Source organism: Brevibacillus brevis, from assembly GCF_900637055.1.
Taxonomy (GTDB): Bacteria; Bacillota; Bacilli; order Brevibacillales; family Brevibacillaceae; genus Brevibacillus; species Brevibacillus brevis.
In genome coordinates, this window is the sequence record NZ_LR134338.1 from 5828908 (window position 1) to 5846342 (window position 17435).

The 17435-nt window shown below is 49.4% G+C and carries 15 protein-coding genes and 1 riboswitch; of the genes, 1 reads left to right on the forward strand and 14 read right to left on the reverse strand.

Features of this window, described 5'->3' with window-relative positions:
- Positions 1–7: 7 nt before the first annotated feature.
- The 13 genes from ytaF to kdpF form a co-directional block, all read right to left on the reverse strand.
- Positions 8–700 carry a sporulation membrane protein YtaF gene (ytaF, locus tag EL268_RS28275; protein ID WP_106652600.1) on the reverse strand — a complete coding sequence of 231 codons (693 nt, stop codon included), beginning with the start codon at positions 698–700 and terminating at the stop codon, positions 8–10.
- 204 nt (positions 701–904) lie between these two features.
- Positions 905–2569 carry a DUF4179 domain-containing protein gene (locus tag EL268_RS28280; RefSeq protein ID WP_106652599.1) on the reverse strand — a complete coding sequence of 555 codons (1665 nt, stop codon included), beginning with the start codon at positions 2567–2569 and terminating at the stop codon, positions 905–907.
- Positions 2550–3116 carry an RNA polymerase sigma factor gene (locus tag EL268_RS28285; RefSeq protein ID WP_106652598.1) on the reverse strand — a complete coding sequence of 189 codons (567 nt, stop codon included), beginning with the start codon at positions 3114–3116 and terminating at the stop codon, positions 2550–2552. Before EL268_RS28285 ends, EL268_RS28280 begins: the two co-directional genes overlap by 20 nt.
- 189 nt (positions 3117–3305) lie before the next feature.
- Positions 3306–4958, reverse strand: a complete 1653-nt coding sequence (locus EL268_RS28290; RefSeq protein ID WP_106652597.1) for a DUF4179 domain-containing protein — start codon at positions 4956–4958, stop codon at positions 3306–3308.
- On the reverse strand, positions 4939–5505 hold the full coding sequence (locus EL268_RS28295; RefSeq protein ID WP_047073838.1) for an RNA polymerase sigma factor: 567 nt from the start codon (positions 5503–5505) through the stop codon (positions 4939–4941). Before EL268_RS28295 ends, EL268_RS28290 begins: the two co-directional genes overlap by 20 nt.
- Positions 5506–5627: 122 nt before the next feature.
- A complete protein-coding gene (locus EL268_RS28300; RefSeq protein ID WP_106652596.1) occupies positions 5628–6959 on the reverse strand; it encodes a DUF4179 domain-containing protein in 1332 nt (443 codons plus the stop codon).
- Positions 6960–7115: 156 nt separating this feature from the next.
- Complete coding sequence (locus tag EL268_RS28305; RefSeq protein ID WP_106652595.1) at positions 7116–7958, reverse strand: arginase family protein; 843 nt, start codon at positions 7956–7958, stop codon at positions 7116–7118.
- Between the two features lie 62 nt (positions 7959–8020).
- A complete protein-coding gene (locus EL268_RS28310; RefSeq protein WP_106652594.1) occupies positions 8021–8746 on the reverse strand; it encodes a hypothetical protein in 726 nt (241 codons plus the stop codon).
- 12 nt (positions 8747–8758) lie between these two features.
- On the reverse strand, positions 8759–11089 hold the full coding sequence (locus EL268_RS28315) for a universal stress protein (protein ID WP_106652593.1): 2331 nt from the start codon (positions 11087–11089) through the stop codon (positions 8759–8761).
- 21 nt (positions 11090–11110) lie between these two features.
- Entirely contained in the window at positions 11111–11674 is a 564-nt protein-coding gene (gene kdpC, locus EL268_RS28320) for a potassium-transporting ATPase subunit KdpC (RefSeq protein WP_106652592.1), read from the reverse strand.
- A 35-nt stretch (positions 11675–11709) separates the two neighbouring features.
- Positions 11710–13749, reverse strand: coding sequence for a potassium-transporting ATPase subunit KdpB (kdpB, locus tag EL268_RS28325; RefSeq protein WP_106652591.1), 2040 nt, complete (start codon positions 13747–13749; stop codon positions 11710–11712).
- A 72-nt stretch (positions 13750–13821) separates the two neighbouring features.
- A complete protein-coding gene (kdpA, locus tag EL268_RS28330) occupies positions 13822–15495 on the reverse strand; it encodes a potassium-transporting ATPase subunit KdpA (RefSeq protein WP_106652590.1) in 1674 nt (557 codons plus the stop codon).
- 61 nt (positions 15496–15556) lie between these two features.
- Positions 15557–15634: a K(+)-transporting ATPase subunit F gene (kdpF, locus tag EL268_RS34010; RefSeq protein ID WP_111914364.1), complete on the reverse strand. Its 78-nt coding sequence runs from the start codon at positions 15632–15634 to the stop codon at positions 15557–15559.
- Positions 15635–16195: 561 nt separating this feature from the next.
- Positions 16196–16342, reverse strand: a riboswitch (cyclic di-AMP (ydaO/yuaA leader).
- 241 nt (positions 16343–16583) lie between these two features.
- On the opposite strand from kdpF, the gene EL268_RS28340 reads away from it, so the two are divergent.
- Entirely contained in the window at positions 16584–16952 is a 369-nt protein-coding gene (locus EL268_RS28340) for a Na-translocating system protein MpsC family protein (protein WP_012684130.1), read from the forward strand.
- 56 nt (positions 16953–17008) lie between these two features.
- On the opposite strand, the gene EL268_RS28345 is transcribed toward EL268_RS28340, so the two are convergent.
- On the reverse strand, positions 17009–17419 hold the full coding sequence (locus tag EL268_RS28345; RefSeq protein WP_106652589.1) for a hypothetical protein: 411 nt from the start codon (positions 17417–17419) through the stop codon (positions 17009–17011).
- Between the last annotated feature and the right edge of the window lie 16 nt (positions 17420–17435).

Consider the following 17435-nt stretch of genomic DNA (forward strand, 5'->3'; position numbering starts at 1 on the left):
TAATTGGTTATTTCAAGCTTTTGGCTACTCCAATGCAAATCAACAAAATCGGCGGCAGCCAGGTGAGTCGCGTCAGCCATCTGGCTTTTCCGGCGCGCCTGCCGAGGGCAATTCCTATCACAAGAAGCAAGGCACTCATTACCGCAATACAGAGAGCGACGAGCAGTGGCGAGTATCCCAAAAACGTAAGGCTGATGCCTGCGCCGAAAGCATCCAAAGACAGAGCAAGCCCCAACATGACGGCCTCCCAGCCCATTATATGCCCAGAGCGATCAGCGTCGGCTTTGGAGGGATCTTTTAAAATCTGAATCATGACACCAAAAATGCGGAACTGCGACAATAATACGATGGGTTCCTGCTCTTCCTGTTTTTCTTCGGCTACAACAGCGTTGCTGCTCGCAGCAGTAGACTCCTGAGCCTCTGTCCCCGACCGTGTCGCAATGAGCCGCCACAGTGTAAACAAACCCATGAGGATTAAGACCGCGGCTCCAATATACTTGCCGATCTCGGGGGTTAACCATTCGGTAAGGGATGAGCCTACGAGCATGACACCATAGACAACAGCAAATGAACAACCGGAAACGACGACGAGCGACAAAAAGGGCATTCTCATGTTCCGTAAACCATAGGTCAATCCTACACTGACACTGTCCATGCTGATGGCCAGGGAAACGAGCAGGAGTGCGAGCCATCCGCTCATATGTGGTCACCTCTTTCCCATTGCCTATTAGGTATACGCGAAAAGCTCCGCTGATGTGCAAAAAACGAATCATTGCCATCACGGATGGAAAGTCCTACCATTAAATTAAACATTGTTTAAAACGTTGTTTAGCGGAACGATTTTGCTTCCATTAAATGTGATGAAAAAAAAGAGGCCACTGTCGGCCTCTTCTTTTTCTTTGAACTATTTGATTTCAAAAGGTACTTCCCACTTCACGTCATGCTCCACCATATAGGTAGAATAGGATACCGTGAGCTTTTTCGGTTCTTTCTTCAAGAGCGGAATCGAGATCTCACCTTTGATCTGTACCCGTCCGTCCTTGTCTCTGGTGCTTTCCGTACTCACTGACGCAGAGTAAGCCTTCCCATTTTCATCCTTTACAAACCAATCGTGGTTCTCGACTATACCTTTTCCTAATGTACCCTCTATGGTCATTACGGCCTCACCTAGATCTTCGCCGTTACCTGGCTTCCATTCATAAGAAGAGAATGTAAAGGTACTGCCTGTTGTCTCATCCTTGAAAGTCGCACCTTTCTTGTCTAGTTCTGTTGGAACCAGATCAAATTTAGGCGAAGCCAGTTTTTTCTCATAAATCTTCTGAAGCTCAAGCTTTAATTTTTGTTCGCCCTGTATCGGGCTAAATGTATGCCACCAATTCAAAACATCGCCCTCTGGTCCTTCTTCCGGTTCTTCTTCTGTTCTTGGTGTGAAAAGAACATTCTTCTTTTTATCAAGTGCATCATCCAATGATTTCATATCCCAAGCTACTACCACTTCCCCTTTTTCATTGGTGATTTCGTACATCATATTCTCTCCCGAAAAAGCAGAATCACGCTCTTTTTCTGTGACATGGCCGCCTCGCGGATTTTTCCGATCGTACAGGATCGACGTTCGTTCAACCTCCAAATAAGCTGATTTTGGAGAAATAGTATCCAGCATGATCCGTGTCGCACTTGGGGAAAATTCGATATTTTTCAATTCAATCCCTAGACCTTGTGGCGATTGAAAAGCCGTATTCTGGAAGACAACCGTTTTTGTCGCTTCCTTGGCTTTCTTCATATCGATCGGAATTTCCAATGACCATTTTCCGGTCTTACCTGCGATTTCTGTCTGTTCTAAATGTAAGGTCAGTTGGTCAGGAGTCGCATCAGGTGATTTGAAGATTTCGTTCAAATATCGCTCTGTGATGAAAAACTCTCCATAACTTCCATAACCATCTCCTCCATCATCCTCGAACCAATCTTTTCCGTTCTGATCCATCAGTCTCGCATTCAAAACATGATCTTCAATCTTCTTGCCGCTCTCGTCGTACACATCATAGATGACTGCGATCCTCATCGAGTCAGCCAACAGCTCTTTTAACTCGACAGTAATTCCTTGATCGGTTGCCTTTTGCTCCAGCTTTTGGACAAGGCCTTTATGGACGGCGTTTTTCATACCGCTATCCGCATCCTTTTCAATCTGGAACAAGCTATTCACATAATTCGCAAACGTAGGTGATACAACCGTTCCAGTCACCACCAACGCCGTAAGTCCTGCTACTACCAATCCTGTCTTCTTCACAATATCCCAACCCCTTTGTCTTCTGGTTAGGGAGGAGCGCTTGCGCGTAGAACGTGGAGGAACTGCATCAGACAGCTTATCCATGACCTCATCTGTAAACGCATCGGGTACAGGAGCCTCCGGAATGTCGGAAAAATCCTCTTCCTGCATGCCTTCTACCCACTCTTGCAGGTGCTTCTGGCATTGTGGACAATTTTCCACATGTTGCTCCAATCCTTTGCTCTCGGCAGGGGCAAGCTCATCGTTTACGTATAGCTTCAATTGATTAAACATGAAGCATTTCATAAATAGCTCCCCCTCCCATCGTTTTCGTCAGGCTGTCCTTCATCTTTTTGCGGGCGCGGAATAATCGCATCTGAACGGAGCTCTCCGAGTAGGACAGTAGCTCGCTGATTTCCCGATACGACAGTCGCTGTAGGTAAAACAGGACGAATACCTCGCGATACTCTTCATCCAGCAGCATGATGCTGCGTTGCAGCTCTGCGTCCCGTTCCTTTTTCAATAAAGTCGTCTCTGGCGTGTCTAGGTCAACCAGCTGCTCCTCATCGATTTCTACCTGCTCTGTCCGTTTGCGTTTTCGCATTTCATCGAAACAATGATTGCTCGCAATTCGATACAGCCATGAAGAAAACCTGTACTCAGGCCGATAGTCGTGCAAACGATAAAAGGTTTTGATAAACACGTCTTGAGCCAAATCCTGTGCGTCTGGCATGTTGCCGATCATCCTGTACAAATAGCCGACGATCTTGCCCTTGTATCTGTCGACAATTTGTCTGTACTGCTCATGATCGCCAGCCAGGATTTGCTCGATTAGTTCCTGATCGTCCGGCATTTTGCTACTCCTCCATCTATCACAGATCAAGCCAGCGGGGAATGCTGCGCAGCTTCCGTTTTGGTTGATTCATTAGCTATTACGTATTTGCTGGAAAAACCTTTCTCTACTTTTAAAAAATTCTATAATCACTAATCGAAACAAAAAAGAAGAGGCCTCTGTCAGCCTCTTCCCCTGTCTATCATTCGTCTACTTGATTTCAATCGGTACTTCCCAATTTACGTCGTGCTCCACCGTATATTCAGGATAGGAAATCGTAAGCTTTTTCGGTGCTTGCTCCAATTTCGGAATGACCAGCTCGCCTTTGACCAGTACGCGTCCATCTTTGTCTCTAGTGCTTTCTGGTCTCAATGTCGCATAGTAAATCTTCCCGTTTTCATCTTTTACATACCAATATTTGATGGAGACCACGTCTTTTCCTAGTGTACCCTCTACAGTTATCACAGCCTTACCTTTTTCCTCCCCGCTAGCAGGTGTCCACGAAAAAGAGGAGAATGTAAACGAACTGCCTGTCTCATCCTTGAAAGTCGCTGCCTTCTTGTTTAAGTCTTCTGGAATGAGGTCGAATTTGGGAGAAGCCAGTTTGTTCTCATAAACTTTTTGGAGCTGAAACTTTAACTTTTGTTCACCCTGTAGCGGGCCAAATGTATGCCACCACTTCGTGATATCTCCTTCTTGTTTACTGGACAGTCCAGAGACGTAAAGAACATTCTTCTTTTTCGCGATTCCTTTATCTAATACAAACATATCCCGAGCTGCCACGACCTCACCTTTCTCGTTGGTAATTTCGTACGCGATATCACCTCCTGATAGAGTAGGTTCGACTTTTTTGTTTGTGATGTGGACTCCTTCCGGATGATCCTTATCATACATGAGCACTGCCCGTTCAAACTCTACGTAAGCTGATTTTGGAACCGTTGAATCCAGCATAACCCGTGTCGCACTTGGGGAAAATTCGATTTGTTTCAGTTTAAGCTCAAGCCCTTGTGGTGATTGATACACGGCGTCTTTGAACGCAACCGTTTTGGTCGCTTCTTTCGCTTTCTTCATATCGACCGGAATTTCCAATTCCCACTTCCCTGTCTTGCCTTCGATGTCTGTTGGTACGATTTTCAAGGTCAGTTGGTCAGGAGTAGCCTCCGCCGATTCGAAAATATCGTTCAAGCTCAGCTCAGTGATGAAAAACTGCCCATGACTACTCCCAGACTCTTCTCTTCCATCCTCTGCCAACCAATCTTTTCCGTTCGAATCAATTAACTGAAGCTTCATAGAGTGGTCTTCTATCTGTTTGCCATTCTGGTCGTACATATCAAAGATAATTGCAATCCTCATCGAGTCAGCCATCAACTCTTTTGCTTCGAAAGTAATCCCTTGATCGGTTACCTTCTGCTCCAGCTTTTGGACAAGGCCTTTATTAACAGCATTTTTCATGCCGCTATCCGCATCCTTCTCAATCTGGAACAAGCTATTCACATAATTCGCAAACGTCGGTGATACAACCGTTCCTGTCACTACCAACGCGGTAAGTCCTGCTACTACCAATCCTGTCTTCTTCACAATATCCCAGCCCCTTTGTCTTCTGGTTCGGGAGGAGTGCTTCCGTGCAGTGCGTACGGGAACTGTTTCGAACAGTTTACCCATGACCTCATCCGTAAACGTATCGGGTACAGGAACTTCCGGATAGGCGGAGAATTCCTCTTCCAGCATGTGATCGACCCACTCTTGCAGCTTGATTTGACATTGTGGGCATTCTACTGCATGCTGCTCCAGTCCTTTGCTTTCGGCAGGGGGGAGCTCGCCATTTGCATAGAGCTTCCATTGATTAAACATGAAGCATGTCATAAATATCTCCCCCTCCCATTGTTTTCATCAGGCTTTTCTTCATCTCTTTACGAGCACGGAACAAGCGCATTTGAACAGCGCTCTCCGTAAGAGACAGTCGCTCGCTGATTTCCCGATACGACAGACGCTTCAAGTAATGCAGAACGAACACCTCGCGATACTCCTCATCCAGCAGCATGATACTGCGCTCCAGCTGGGCGTCTCGCTCCTTTTTTAACAGAGTGGTTTCTGGTGTCTCTGGATCAACGATCTGTTCCTCCACAATTGCTGTCTGCTCTGTCCTTTTGCGTCTTCGTATTTCATCGAGACAATGATTGCTCGCGATTCGATACAGCCATGAAGAAAACTTGTGCTCAGGCCGATAGTCTTTCAATAGGTAAAAGGTTTTGGTAAACACGTCTTGAGCCAAATCCTGTGCGTCAGGCATGTTACCGATCATTTTGTACAAGTAAGTAACGATCTTGCCCTTGTACCTGTCGATAATCTGACTGTACAGCTGATGATTGCCAGCCAGGATTTGCTCGATCAATTCCCGATCGTCCGGCATTTCTACTACTCCTCCATCTATCACCGATCAGCCTTTGGGGAATGCTGCGCAGCTTCCGTTTTGGTTGATTCACCACTAATACGAACGGGCTGGAAAATCCTTTCTCGTTATTTTAAAAAATTTTATTTTCCTGTCAAAAGAGGTACCGCTAAGCTCACATCGCGATGCTCCTTCAACATACTGTCAAAGGTGATCGTCATTTGCTTCGGCAAGGATTTCATCTCCTTGATTTCCAAATTCCCGCTTACTTTCATCCGTCCATTTTGATTGGCGGATTCCTCGACATGGTATACCGCACTGTACTTTTTGCCCTTTTCGTCCGTCACGTACCATGTATCAAACGGGAAGATTCCCACAACTCCTTCCGCTAGCGTCCCCTCAAACTCGATGTTGTAGCGATCCTCTCCGCTGCCCTTAGATACTTTGTGAAACGTGAAGCGAGTCCCATTCTTTTCTGCTGTAACTTGCTTTGCTCCCACACTGGCAGGGTCCAGTTTTACGCTGAATCCTGGCTCTTCCTCTGTATAAACAGCATGCAGCTTAAAGGTTAGACCATTCGATTCTTTCAGGTCGTGGAAGTAATGAAATTGTCGCAGCCCTTTTTCCACTGGAGCAGACTCGCGCCATTTCATCGTATTGATTACGTTTTTCTGAATGCTCTCATCATGGATAGCGACTGCAGAGTCCCATGCGCCAAGGACGACTCCCTTTTCATTGACAAGCTGATAGCTGAAGTCCTTGTTATTCGAATCAATCACCACTTCTGTTCCACTCGGTGCAAAGGTAATCTCTCGCAAATCGAACTGAAATCCTTGGGGAGAGGTATAGGACTGATTGACAGCCACTGTTTTCGTCGCAGCTTTTGCTTTTTTCAAGTTCACGGGTACCGACAGCTGCCAGTTGCCTTTGGTACTGCCCATCTTTTTCATGTGGAACTCTACGACCAGCTCGTCCGGCAGCTTGTTCCCATCGTCAAAATAGCTTCTGAGCTCGTGTTCAAACAGGATGTAATCGCCTATCTGGTTTGTTTTCCACGACACTTGATTGGGGGATGAGCTATGTAAAACCTTGCCCGCTTTATCCTTGATCGTGATTTCTTGATATTCATGGGTGGGGGCGTGGAAATTATCCCAATACACATCTGTTGCCTTGCCGTCTTTGTCTTTTACCCCGGCGATAATACTGATGCGCAGCGGGTCTGCCAGAACCTCTTTTGCTTCCAAGGTAAAGCCTTGATCGGTCACTTTCAGATCAAGCGGCTGGGCAAATCCATTTTGAGCGGCTTGCAAAATTCCAGGATCTCCAGCCTTTTGCGAGACAAACAAGCTAGTGTTCACAGACGGTGCTGCATTCACCACTGCTGCCGGACTACTTGTGAAAAACGACGGGGACACGAGGATTCCCGTTGATACAACGACTGCCAATGCTGCCACACATAATGCCAGCTTTTTCATAACTGCTCCACTCCTTGTTTTCCTAGATTCACTCTATATTCACGAGAAACAATCGTTTGGTTCACGAGGAGCACGCAAAAAAGAGCCCGACAGCCTGAACGAATCAGGATTACCGAGCTCACTTTCTATCGAATTGATTTCATAGATGGGAGGGCTTTACGCACGTGCAGCTAGTGCCCGGGCGAGCAACTCTACCAGTCTCGTTGCATACTCGCCAGTGGTATCCCTTGCCCCTGAGAATTCCGTTACTTCCATACTTGTCACGCGCGAATCTCGTAAGACAGTTGCCAGCAATGCCTCCGCTTCGGACAGAGACAGTCCAATTTCACTTGGTGAATAGGCAGCAGGCATCGCGTCTTTGTGCATGATATCTACGTCGAAATGAATGAGGATTTTGGCATCAGGCGGGATCGATTGGAGCATATGAGAAACTCGTTCCACGATGCTGCCTTCTGTGAGCTGGGCCAAGGTCATGACGTCAACGCCGAAAGTCTCTCCAGGCATCTGCTGGCAGCCGACAAGGCGGATTCGCTCTGCATTCCAGCCGCTTGGCTCGATCCATTGTCCGCGATCCTGAAGCAAAAACCACAATCCCATCCCTGCTGCCCCAATACAGCGGGAAGCCGATGGAACTACTGCATCGAGATGACCGTCAAGCACGAGCAGATACGCTTTTTCCTGATACCGAGCCTGATGAGCCTGCGCTGTCGCAACAACCAAGCTGCAATCGCCGCCGAGCATCAAGACAAAGTCGTCTGTATCGAGCCACTCTTGCGCGTCCTTTTGCAGCAAATCCCAAAACATGCGCGGAGCCGGCCAATTACGAACTGGTGGAATATTATGGCGAGGCAAATCATCGGGAAGATGCAGATTTCCTACATCCTGCACATCCAAGCCATGCTGCTGCAACTGCTCAATCAATCCTGCTGTACGAAGCGCGTCAGGAGCCAATTCTGTACCAGAGACATATGCCCCTGTGAAATGCGGGATACCAGCCACTTTTACTTTTATAAAAAGTCCCTCCCAAGGAAATTCATCGTATGAACATCCCTAAAAGTATATCACAGCTTCGTTTGCAATAATTGGATGAGATCACTGATGGACGGCTGCAGCCAGCGATCTGGCAAGGAAGCTTTTTCCCCGCGCAGCAATTGGCAAGCAAGCGCATTCGGATGGGCATCTGCACTCAAGAAATACACTTGGTTCACTGGCTGCGGGAGCGCGTCCATGACTTCCACATATTTGTTGACATACACCTGCAACGCATCCCGATAAGCTGGAGTTGTTAGCGCTGCGCCGCACCACACGTCAATTCCGGTCAACGCCTTGGCATGGGCTGCATCCAAGCTTTTGGCGAGTGAGCAGACAACGAACATCAGCTTCTCTGGCGCCAGCTTGAACCGCTTCTGATACTGCTTGGCAAAACGGGCGAGTGTCGCATTCCAAGATGGCGTATCGTAGCTGCCGAGATCAGGAATGCATTTGAGTGCTCCGACCAGTTGTTCGTCTTTTTTCATAAACAAGAGACCGTCGATCACTTGAAACGAAAGCCCGGCCAACTGCCCGGCCAAAAACTCACCCACCCGCTCATGCATGACCCGAGAGATTCGCTGTGAGGATTTGCGCTTTAGCTTTTGCCGTATGCGCACCTCTTCTTCCTCCAGGTAGACCCGTATCAGCCTAGAAAACAAATCTGCCTCCGTAGTTGGCTCTAGTATCAGGCACTCCAAACGGCTATAGGCATCTGCCACGCTTTGGTCCCATTGCCCTTCTTTTTCTGTGCCCATCATTACCCTCCCTCACATCATATCGGGTGCGTGATCAGCCACGACCAGCACATCCATGTGTCGGACCTCCCGCAATAATCGCTGGATGACCGAACCCTCGAGAATTTCCTTCCAGCGGGTCCGCGCCGACTGCCCGATGACTACCTGTGTCGTTCCTTTTTCGTTCATATGCCAAACCAGCTTGGTGAAAACTTTGCGTCGGGAAGGGGCTTCGTATCGTTCGAAACGACCCCCGAGCCGCTCTGTTAGTGCCTTCAGCTTCGCCAGCTGTGTCTCTTCCTCTTCTGTCAGCGACGGATGATCCTGCACGTAAGCTACATGCCAGGTCGCTTTCAAGCGATACGCGATGCGAAACCCTCGTCGAATCAATCGTTCACTGTCTGCACGCAGGTTGACGCAGACAAAAATCACTTCCCGCTGTCGCCAAGGCCCGCGCAGCGTTCGTCGCTCCCACGCCTCCAAGCGTTCATCGACGTCGTCTGCCACCTCACGCAAGGCCAGCTCCCTTAACGCGATCAAATTCCCTGTTTTGAAAAAGTTGGTCAGAGATTGCTCCACCTTTTCCATCGCGTAAATATTGCCCTCCCGCATCCGCTGACGCAGCGCTTTGGGTGAAATATCGATCAGCTCTACCTCATCTGCCTGATGCAGAATATGGTCTGGCACCGTCTCTCGCACGCGGATTCCGGTGATCTGCTCTACACTGTCATTTAAGCTCTCGAGGTGCTGAATGTTCATCGTGGATATGACAGAAATACCCGCAGCCAAAATCTTCTCGACATCGTGGTATCGCTTCTCATAGGCACTCCCCGGCACATTCGTATGTGCCAGTTCATCTACCAGCACGACCTCCGGATTTCGCCGGATAATTTCGTCCGTGTCCATTTCTTCCAGCGTCACGTTTTTGTACGGAATGCGCTTGCGCGGGATGAGAGGAAGTCCCCCTACCTGCTCACTGGTTTCTTTTCGTCCATGTGTTTCCAAAAGCCCAATCACCACGTCGATGCCATTTTCGGCGAGCTCGTTGCCTTCTCTCAGCATCGTGTACGTCTTGCCGACACCAGGTGCGGCTCCTACATATACTTTTAGCGTACCGCGCTTGATTTTCCCGATTTCCTGCTGCATCTCCTCATCGGAGAGTCGTCGGTATGGATTGGCCGTTACCGCTTGTTCTCGCTTGGTCGGCATGACACGCTCACCGTCCCGCTCGGAACGATCCGCCACGATCAAAATATCGATATTTTTCGTTTGCCGAAGAATCTTATGGACGATGGAGCCATACCATATCTCTTCCCAGCGCGTACGCTTGGACTGCCCCATGACGATTCGAGTCACATTATTCTCCATCGCATAGGCGACGAGCTCGTTTGCTACTTCCTTTTCTCGTGCAAGCATCTGCTCTTCGAAGGTACCTCCGACTTTGTCCACGAGCTTTCCGATGGATCTCTTAAAAGTCGCTTCTTCCTTCGTCAGCTTCTTGGATAAAGGGAGAAAACAGACGACCAAGAGCTCTCCGCCGAGCCGCTTGGCAACCTGTTGTCCGCGCCGAACCAATATCGAGCCGTTCCAATGATACTGGGCAGAAACCAGAACCTTCTCTGTGGCTCCTGACGCCCCCACCATGCCGTGCTTCTCCCGATAATCCTCCAAATCCTCGTTTACGCCCGTAGCTACGAACCGAAGAGCGAGTTCCCGCAGCACATGCAGATTGTCTCTGCGAAACAGCGGATGCTTGGTTCGAGTCGGGTTGCGATCGTCTTCTTGCAGCCGTTTCAGAATGGCTTCTGGCGTAACGTCTAGCAGTTTCACCTCGTCGGCCATGGCAAGCGTATCTTCCGGGACACACTGGTCGATCCGCACCTCTGCCTTCGTCAGTCGCTCTGCCATCTCTTTCATCCCGGCCAATTCGTAAATGTTGACCGTCGCGATCACACTAATATTGTGGTTCAGCAAATACTGAACATCGTCCAGGCTGGTTGGACGCGGGGCATCTGGACGATTGCGATGAGCCAAGCCGTCTACGAGGACGACTTCCGGGTCTCGCTCGATAATGGCTGCAACGTCCAGATCATGCCTCGCTTCCCCGAGGGAATACCAGATGATTGGCTGGATTTGCTCCAGCCCCTCCCGCTTTTGCGCCAGCTTGGGATGAGTGGCCTCACCTGAGCCAGCTACGACCACATCAATCCCTTTTTTCTTAAGCGTCTGCCCTTCCATTAGCAGGTGATAGGTTTTCCCTGCACCACTGACTGCCCCCAGAATGATTTTCAGCCTGCCCCGGTGCATTCTGGAGATGGACTGCAAGATTTCCTCCGGGGATTTTCGCCGAAACTGCTCTACCATCTCGCAGCCCTCCTTCATTCTTTACTTCTTCATTTCGTCCAAAGCCAAATTCAGCTTCACTACATTGACACGCGGCTCTCCGAATACACCCAAGCTTCTTCCCTCTGTATTCGCTTCAATCAGAGCCTGTAGTTGTACCGGTTCGAGATTGCGCGCCTTCGCTACACGCTCCACTTGTATTTGGGCAGCTTTTGGCGAGATATGCGGGTCCAGACCGGAAGCGGAGTTGGTCAGCAAATCAGCCGGGATGTCTTCCTGCTTCACGCCAGGATTCGCTGCCAGAAATGCGGCGATATCCTTTTGCGTACGTTCGATCAGGGCCGGATTGGATGGCGCGTAATTGTTCGAGCCAGAGCCTGACGCATTATTATCAATAGAAGAAATGCGTCCCCAGAAGTACTTCGGATCGGTGAATGTCTGCCCAATCAGCTCGGAGCCGACCACCTTGCCGCTCGCATCGGTGATGAGACTGCCGCTTGCTTGTGCAGGCATGACAACCTGTGAAATACCTGTCATCGCCAGCGGGTAGGCAATGCCGCAAATCAGCAGCAAAACGAGGCTGAGACGCAAATTTTTCAATATCATATCGGTTCACCTGAGCTTTCTTTTTTCAATATGAGTTACACCAGATTCAATCCGGTCAAAACCAAGTCAATCAGCTTGATGCCCACGAACGGAACGATAATTCCTCCCAAGCCATAGATCACCAGATTGCAGCTAAGCAGCTTTGTCGCGCTCATTGGCGTGTATTTCACACCTTTCATCGCCAACGGAATGAGGATCGGGATGATGATCGCATTGAAGATCAACGCGGACAAAATCGCACTTTGCGGTGTAGCCAAGCCCATAATGTTGAGCGCACTCATTTGTGGGATCGCCAGCATGAACATCGCAGGAATGATCGCGAAGTATTTCGCTACGTCATTGGCGATACTGAACGTCGTCAATGCACCGCGTGTCATCAAAAGCTGTTTGCCAATCGCCACGACCTCGATGATTTTGGTCGGGTCAGAATCCAGATCGACCATGTTCGCTGCTTCCTTCGCCGCTACCGTACCCGTATTCATCGCCAAACCGACATCGGCTTGTGCGAGAGCTGGCGCGTCATTCGTACCGTCACCTGTCATGGCGACCAGCTTGCCTGCCGCTTGTTCTTTGCGGATCAGCGCAATCTTGTCTTCCGGCTTGGCTTCCGCTACGAAATCATCTACACCAGCTTCGCGGGCAATCGTCGCTGCTGTCAGCGGGTTATCCCCCGTGCACATGACCGTACGAATTCCCATCCGACGCAGCTCCTCAAAGCGTTCGCGCATCCCTGGCTTTACGGTATCCTTCAAGTAAATCAAACCGAGAATCGCATTGCCTTCTGCTACAGCCAATGGCGTGCCGCCCGCCGTTGCAATCCGGTTTGCTTTTTCATCCAAATCAGCAGGAATGCTGCCCCCTTGCTCTGCTACGTATTTTTTGATGGCGTCGACGGCCCCTTTGCGGATGAGGATACCGTTTGCCAGATTCGTCCCGCTCATTCTTGTTTCAGCGCGGAACTCCACGCCTTCGGAACCGGGCAATTCCAGTTCAGCAGGTGCCAGCCCTTGTTTTTTCGCCAGCTCTACGACAGAGCGTCCTTCCGGTGTTTCGTCATGGACCGAGCTTTGTGCAGCTACTCGGTTCAATTCCGTGCTCTTGCTGTTGCCTACGGTGACAAACTCGGCAGCCATCCGGTTTCCGTGCGTGATCGTTCCCGTTTTATCCAAAATAATGGTGTTGATGTCACCAGATGCCTCAACGGCTTTACCAGACATGGCAATGACGTTAAACTGTGTGACCCGGTCCATACCCGCAATCCCAATCGCTGACAAGAGTCCGCCAATCGTGGTCGGAATCAAGCATACGAGCAAGGCAATCAGAGTCGCAACCGGAATGGCTGCATTCACATAGTTCGCAATCGGCTGCAAGGTCGTGCAGACGATCAGGAAAATCAACGTCAAGCTGACCAACAGCGTATTCAACGCGATTTCATTCGGAGTCTTCTGTCTCTTCGCGCCTTCTACCAACGAAATCATGCGATCCAAAAACGATTCGCCGGGATCCGTCGTCACGCGGACACGGATGCGGTCACTGACGACACGTGTACCTCCCGTGACAGAGCTGAAATCGCCACCTGCTTCTTTAATGACCGGAGCAGATTCACCCGTAATCGCTGATTCGTCCACTGAGGCGACACCCTCGACGATTTCCCCGTCGGATGGAATCAGCTCGCCTGCTTCCACGATGACCAGATCGCCTTTTCGCAGTTCTGTGGAACTGACGACTTGAATCCGACCATCTTTCCCCACTTTTTTTGCTTGCGTGTCCTGCTTCGTTTTTTTCAAGCTCTCTGCCTGTGCTTTGCCGCGCCCTTCTGCCAAGGCTTCTGCGAAGTTGGCGAACAAAATCGTCACGAACAGGATAAAGCTGACGACGCCGTTGTAAAGCGGGTCCGAAGCTCCCCCGAACAAATTGGGCACAAACGTCAGGAGAAGCGTAATGAAGAACCCGATCTCTACCACGAACATGACTGGATTTTTCATCATTACACGCGGGTCCAGTTTTTTGAAAGACTCGACAAAGGCCCGCTGGTACAAATCTTTAGGAAGCGCAACCGTGCGCGTTCTACTCATGGAAAATTACTCCTTCGCCTCTAGTATTCATTTTCAAATCGATGTTCAAAAAGTCGGCTTTTGAACTTCCCCTTAACGGATTGTGAGCCACTCGGCGATTGGACCGAGCGCAAGCACAGGCAGGAATGTCAGTGCGCCTACGATTACTACAGTCGCAATCAGAATCACTGTGAATACACTATTGTCTGTGCGCAGTGTACCCATCGTTTCCGGTACTGGCGTTTTTGTGAGCAAGGAGCCTGCTACCGCCAGCATCGTAATGATCGAGACGTATCGACCGAACAGCATGACGAGTCCGGTAGAAATGTTCCAGAATGGCGTGTTGTCGCCCAACCCTTCAAAACCGGAACCGTTGTTGGCTGCCGAAGAAGTGTACTCATACAGCACTTGTGAAATACCGTGGAAGCCTGGATTCGACACTGCGGACGATCCCATTTCTGTTGCCAATGCAATGGCGGTTGGCGCCAAAATAATCAGGGGATGAACGAGAATCGCGATGGCGATCAGCTTCATCTCTTTTCCTTCGATCTTGCGGCCGAGGAATTCAGGCGTACGTCCTACCATTAAGCCCGCCAAGAATACAGCCAAAATCGCATACATCAAAATGTTAATCGTTCCGACGCCATCTCCGCCGAATACGCAGTTGAGCATCATTTCACCGAGCGGAACCAAGCCGCCAAGTGGTGTCAATGTATCGTGCATGTTGTTCACGGTTCCTGTCGTTGCCGCTGTTGTCACGGCAGTGAACAAGGCGCTTTGTGCGATACCAAAGCGGACTTCTTTTCCTTCCATGCTGCCCATTTCTTGTGACAGGCCAGCCCGTTCCAGCGCCGGGTTGCCGTTTACTTCGTTGGCATACGCCGTAATCAAGAACGCCAGGAACATCACGAACATCGCTCCAAAAATAACCCAGCCTTGCTTGCGGCTCTTCGCCATGAAGCCGAATGCGAATGGCAGTGCCGCCGGGATCAAGAACATCGACAAAATTTCAATCACATTCGTAAGCGGTGTCGGGTTTTCAAACGGATGCGAAGAGTTTACCCCGAAGAATCCTCCCCCGTTTGTTCCCAAATGCTTGATTGATACGAGTGAAGCAACCGGACCGCGAGCGATTTGTTGTTCCGTTCCGCTAATGGTTGTCGCTGTTGCCGTCGGTTCCATCGTCTGCGGCACGCCTTGGGACACCAAGAGCAATGTCACGGCAATCGCCAGTGGAATCAACACCCGTGTATGAGCACGTACCAAATCTACGTAGTAGTTACCGATGCTGCGCTGTCCGGTCAGCCCGCGCATGAAAGCCATTACGACCGCGATCCCTGTCGCTGGCGTGGTAAACATCAGGTAAATAATGACCAGCATCTGTGATAGATACGACAATCCGCTTTCTCCGCTGTAATGCTGAAGATTGGTATTCGTCAAAAAGCTGACAGCTGTGTTAAAGGAAAGCAACGGCTCCATCGCCGCAATACCACTTGGGTTTCCAGGCAGCATCCCTTGCAAACGAAGCAAGAGATAGGCAATGGCTACCATCGAAATGTTGCTGACCAGAACAGCCATTGCGTACTGCTTCCAGGTCATATCTGCTACGCGAATGCCAGACAGCTTGTATATCGCTTTTTCCAACCCGCCAAAAACACGGTCCAATCGGGTCGTCTCCAGCGAAAAGGAGCGTGCCAAATATCTTCCCATCGGTATGGCGAGCACGAAAAGCACCACCAAAACCAACGCTATTTGTATAAAGTCCACGACAGTTCCTCCTACTCCCTCTAAAAAATGGTTCCAAATGAACGAATGATTCGATCAGCCTCTAGTATTTTTCCGGGTAAATCAATGCGTGGCACAGGTACATCGCAAGCCCTGCCACAATCAGCAGCAACCAGATCATTTCTCTTTCCCTCCCTGTTCTCTTACCACGGCGTCACAAAACTTGATGAGTGCAAAAAATACACCAAATGAAAGCGCCAAGAGCAGTATGGAAACCACGTCCATGCAATGTCCCTCCTTTTTTGCCGTACGAATTATTCCGTGAAGTCTGACCGAAGCGTCTCTCTCGCTATCCCCTGCACAGGCTTTCTTTTTTGAAGAAAACCTGCCATTTGGGATAAAAAAATAGACCAATGCTTACGATTTCCCCGAAAGATCGCCACATTTGACCGAGCTGAAGATGAACAGACGAACGAAGTCGCCCGCTTCCCGCGGCAAATAAAACGATCCTTTGTATCGGAGAAAAAGTACTCATTGGTCTACCTAACGCCCAGCCGACTTGAAGTTGCCTTCTTTGCGTTTTGTCTCCCGTTTCCTTTTTCAAAAAAACAGCTATTTACTTGTGAGTAAAACGGTCATTGGCCGTTTTTGAGCAAAACGAAAAGACCTGCATTACGTTTTGAGTCAACCTTTGTCGTCCCAAATGGAAAACAAAAAGGCCTCCTCAAATAGGCGGTCTTTAGACCTCCCTCGCTTTAGCCGACGAAGTTAGCTGACGGGTAGGATGGCGAAAGAGTGTCTCATCCCTCCCACGATTCATGCGTGGGATTAACCCCTACTGATTGGGTCCTCCGTTCCCGAGTGCCTCGGGATTTGGCCATATTTGCAATTGTTGGTTACGAGTCTCATTATACGTCCGGCATAATCGGATGTTAATGTCCTATTTCAGTCTTTTTCACACGATTTTTGCATTCTTTATCCGTGTAAGCGATTTAAACCTATCAGGCCTCATCCGATCATGATATTTCATCGTTTCTCTTGCTTTTTCACATAATCAGCCTATTTGTTTGACAGTCTCTACACTGCTGAGTAATATTAGGCACAATGATAAATTATGGGAGGTATGGCGTTTGGCCATCTCTAACAAAAAAAAGCTGGAAGCAGAAATCAGCGAAGCATTCATAAAATTTCAGCGCGAACTGATTGGACGAGGTCCACAGGAAGCGAAGACCTACATCGTCGGTGATATGGTCATCGCCAGGTTCAAAGGTGTTCTCACCGTCGAAGAAAAGCATCTGTCCAGTCACGATAAAGGTCGCCGCATCGTCAAAGAAATGCGCGAGGTTCTCCGTGAAATGTACAGCGAAGAATCAGAAGAAATCGTAGAAAAGCTGACAAGCTGCAAGGTACTATCGAGTCATAGCGACATCAGCACGAAAATGGGGGAACGGATCGAGGTTTATGTTTTGGACAAGGACCTCGAAAAAATGTTGGGCTAATTTCACGAAAACAAGGCTCCGCCTCATTTGCAGGCGGAGCCTTTTCTATTCCTCTCTTACCCACTCATTTGTTCAGCCAACCAGCCGTAGCCTTTATACCCGGGCTGGCTCACGATGACGTGATTTGCCCCGAGAGACTTGTATAACATCGCGTTCCGATGCTCCTGCGTCATCACAAAAATCCGGCAGGTGCCCAGCTGCTTGAACAGTGTAACGAAGTCACGTCCTTCCGCCCACTCATCGGGAAAGATGTAGACGGAATGATAGAGCAGCAAGGATTCCTGATCGCGGTAGCACTCGTCAAATGAGATGGGCAAAAAACGCTGAATCGTCTTGTCTCCAGGCCCCGCTCTCAATGAAAAGGCACCAGGATTCCTTCCCCAAAAAGCTGGCAAACTGTCGCAGCATAGTGTCTGGACAAAAGAAGTGAATGCTTCCCCCTTGCCCATTACGAGATAATGCTTCATAGCAGCGCCTCCCTTT

What these genes read in the sequence shown, in the direction of transcription:
- EL268_RS28290 (WP_106652597.1), bottom strand. Translation starts at nt 4,958, where the DNA reads ATGACATGCTTCATGTTTAATCAATGGAAGCTCTATGCAAATGGCGAG.
- EL268_RS28345 (WP_106652589.1), bottom strand. Translation starts at nt 17,419, where the DNA reads ATGAAGCATTATCTCGTAATGGGCAAGGGGGAAGCATTCACTTCTTTT.
- EL268_RS28315 (WP_106652593.1), bottom strand. Translation starts at nt 11,089, where the DNA reads ATGGTAGAGCAGTTTCGGCGAAAATCCCCGGAGGAAATCTTGCAGTCC.
- EL268_RS28295 (WP_047073838.1), bottom strand. Translation starts at nt 5,505, where the DNA reads ATGCCGGACGATCGGGAATTGATCGAGCAAATCCTGGCTGGCAATCAT.
- EL268_RS28300 (WP_106652596.1), bottom strand. Translation starts at nt 6,959, where the DNA reads ATGAAAAAGCTGGCATTATGTGTGGCAGCATTGGCAGTCGTTGTATCA.
- kdpC (WP_106652592.1), bottom strand. Translation starts at nt 11,674, where the DNA reads ATGATATTGAAAAATTTGCGTCTCAGCCTCGTTTTGCTGCTGATTTGC.
- EL268_RS28285 (WP_106652598.1), bottom strand. Translation starts at nt 3,116, where the DNA reads ATGCCGGACGATCAGGAACTAATCGAGCAAATCCTGGCTGGCGATCAT.
- ytaF (WP_106652600.1), bottom strand. Translation starts at nt 700, where the DNA reads ATGAGCGGATGGCTCGCACTCCTGCTCGTTTCCCTGGCCATCAGCATG.
- kdpB (WP_106652591.1), bottom strand. Translation starts at nt 13,749, where the DNA reads ATGAGTAGAACGCGCACGGTTGCGCTTCCTAAAGATTTGTACCAGCGG.
- EL268_RS28310 (WP_106652594.1), bottom strand. Translation starts at nt 8,746, where the DNA reads ATGGGCACAGAAAAAGAAGGGCAATGGGACCAAAGCGTGGCAGATGCC.
- kdpF (WP_111914364.1), bottom strand. Translation starts at nt 15,634, where the DNA reads ATGATCTGGTTGCTGCTGATTGTGGCAGGGCTTGCGATGTACCTGTGC.
- EL268_RS28280 (WP_106652599.1), bottom strand. Translation starts at nt 2,569, where the DNA reads ATGAAATGCTTCATGTTTAATCAATTGAAGCTATACGTAAACGATGAG.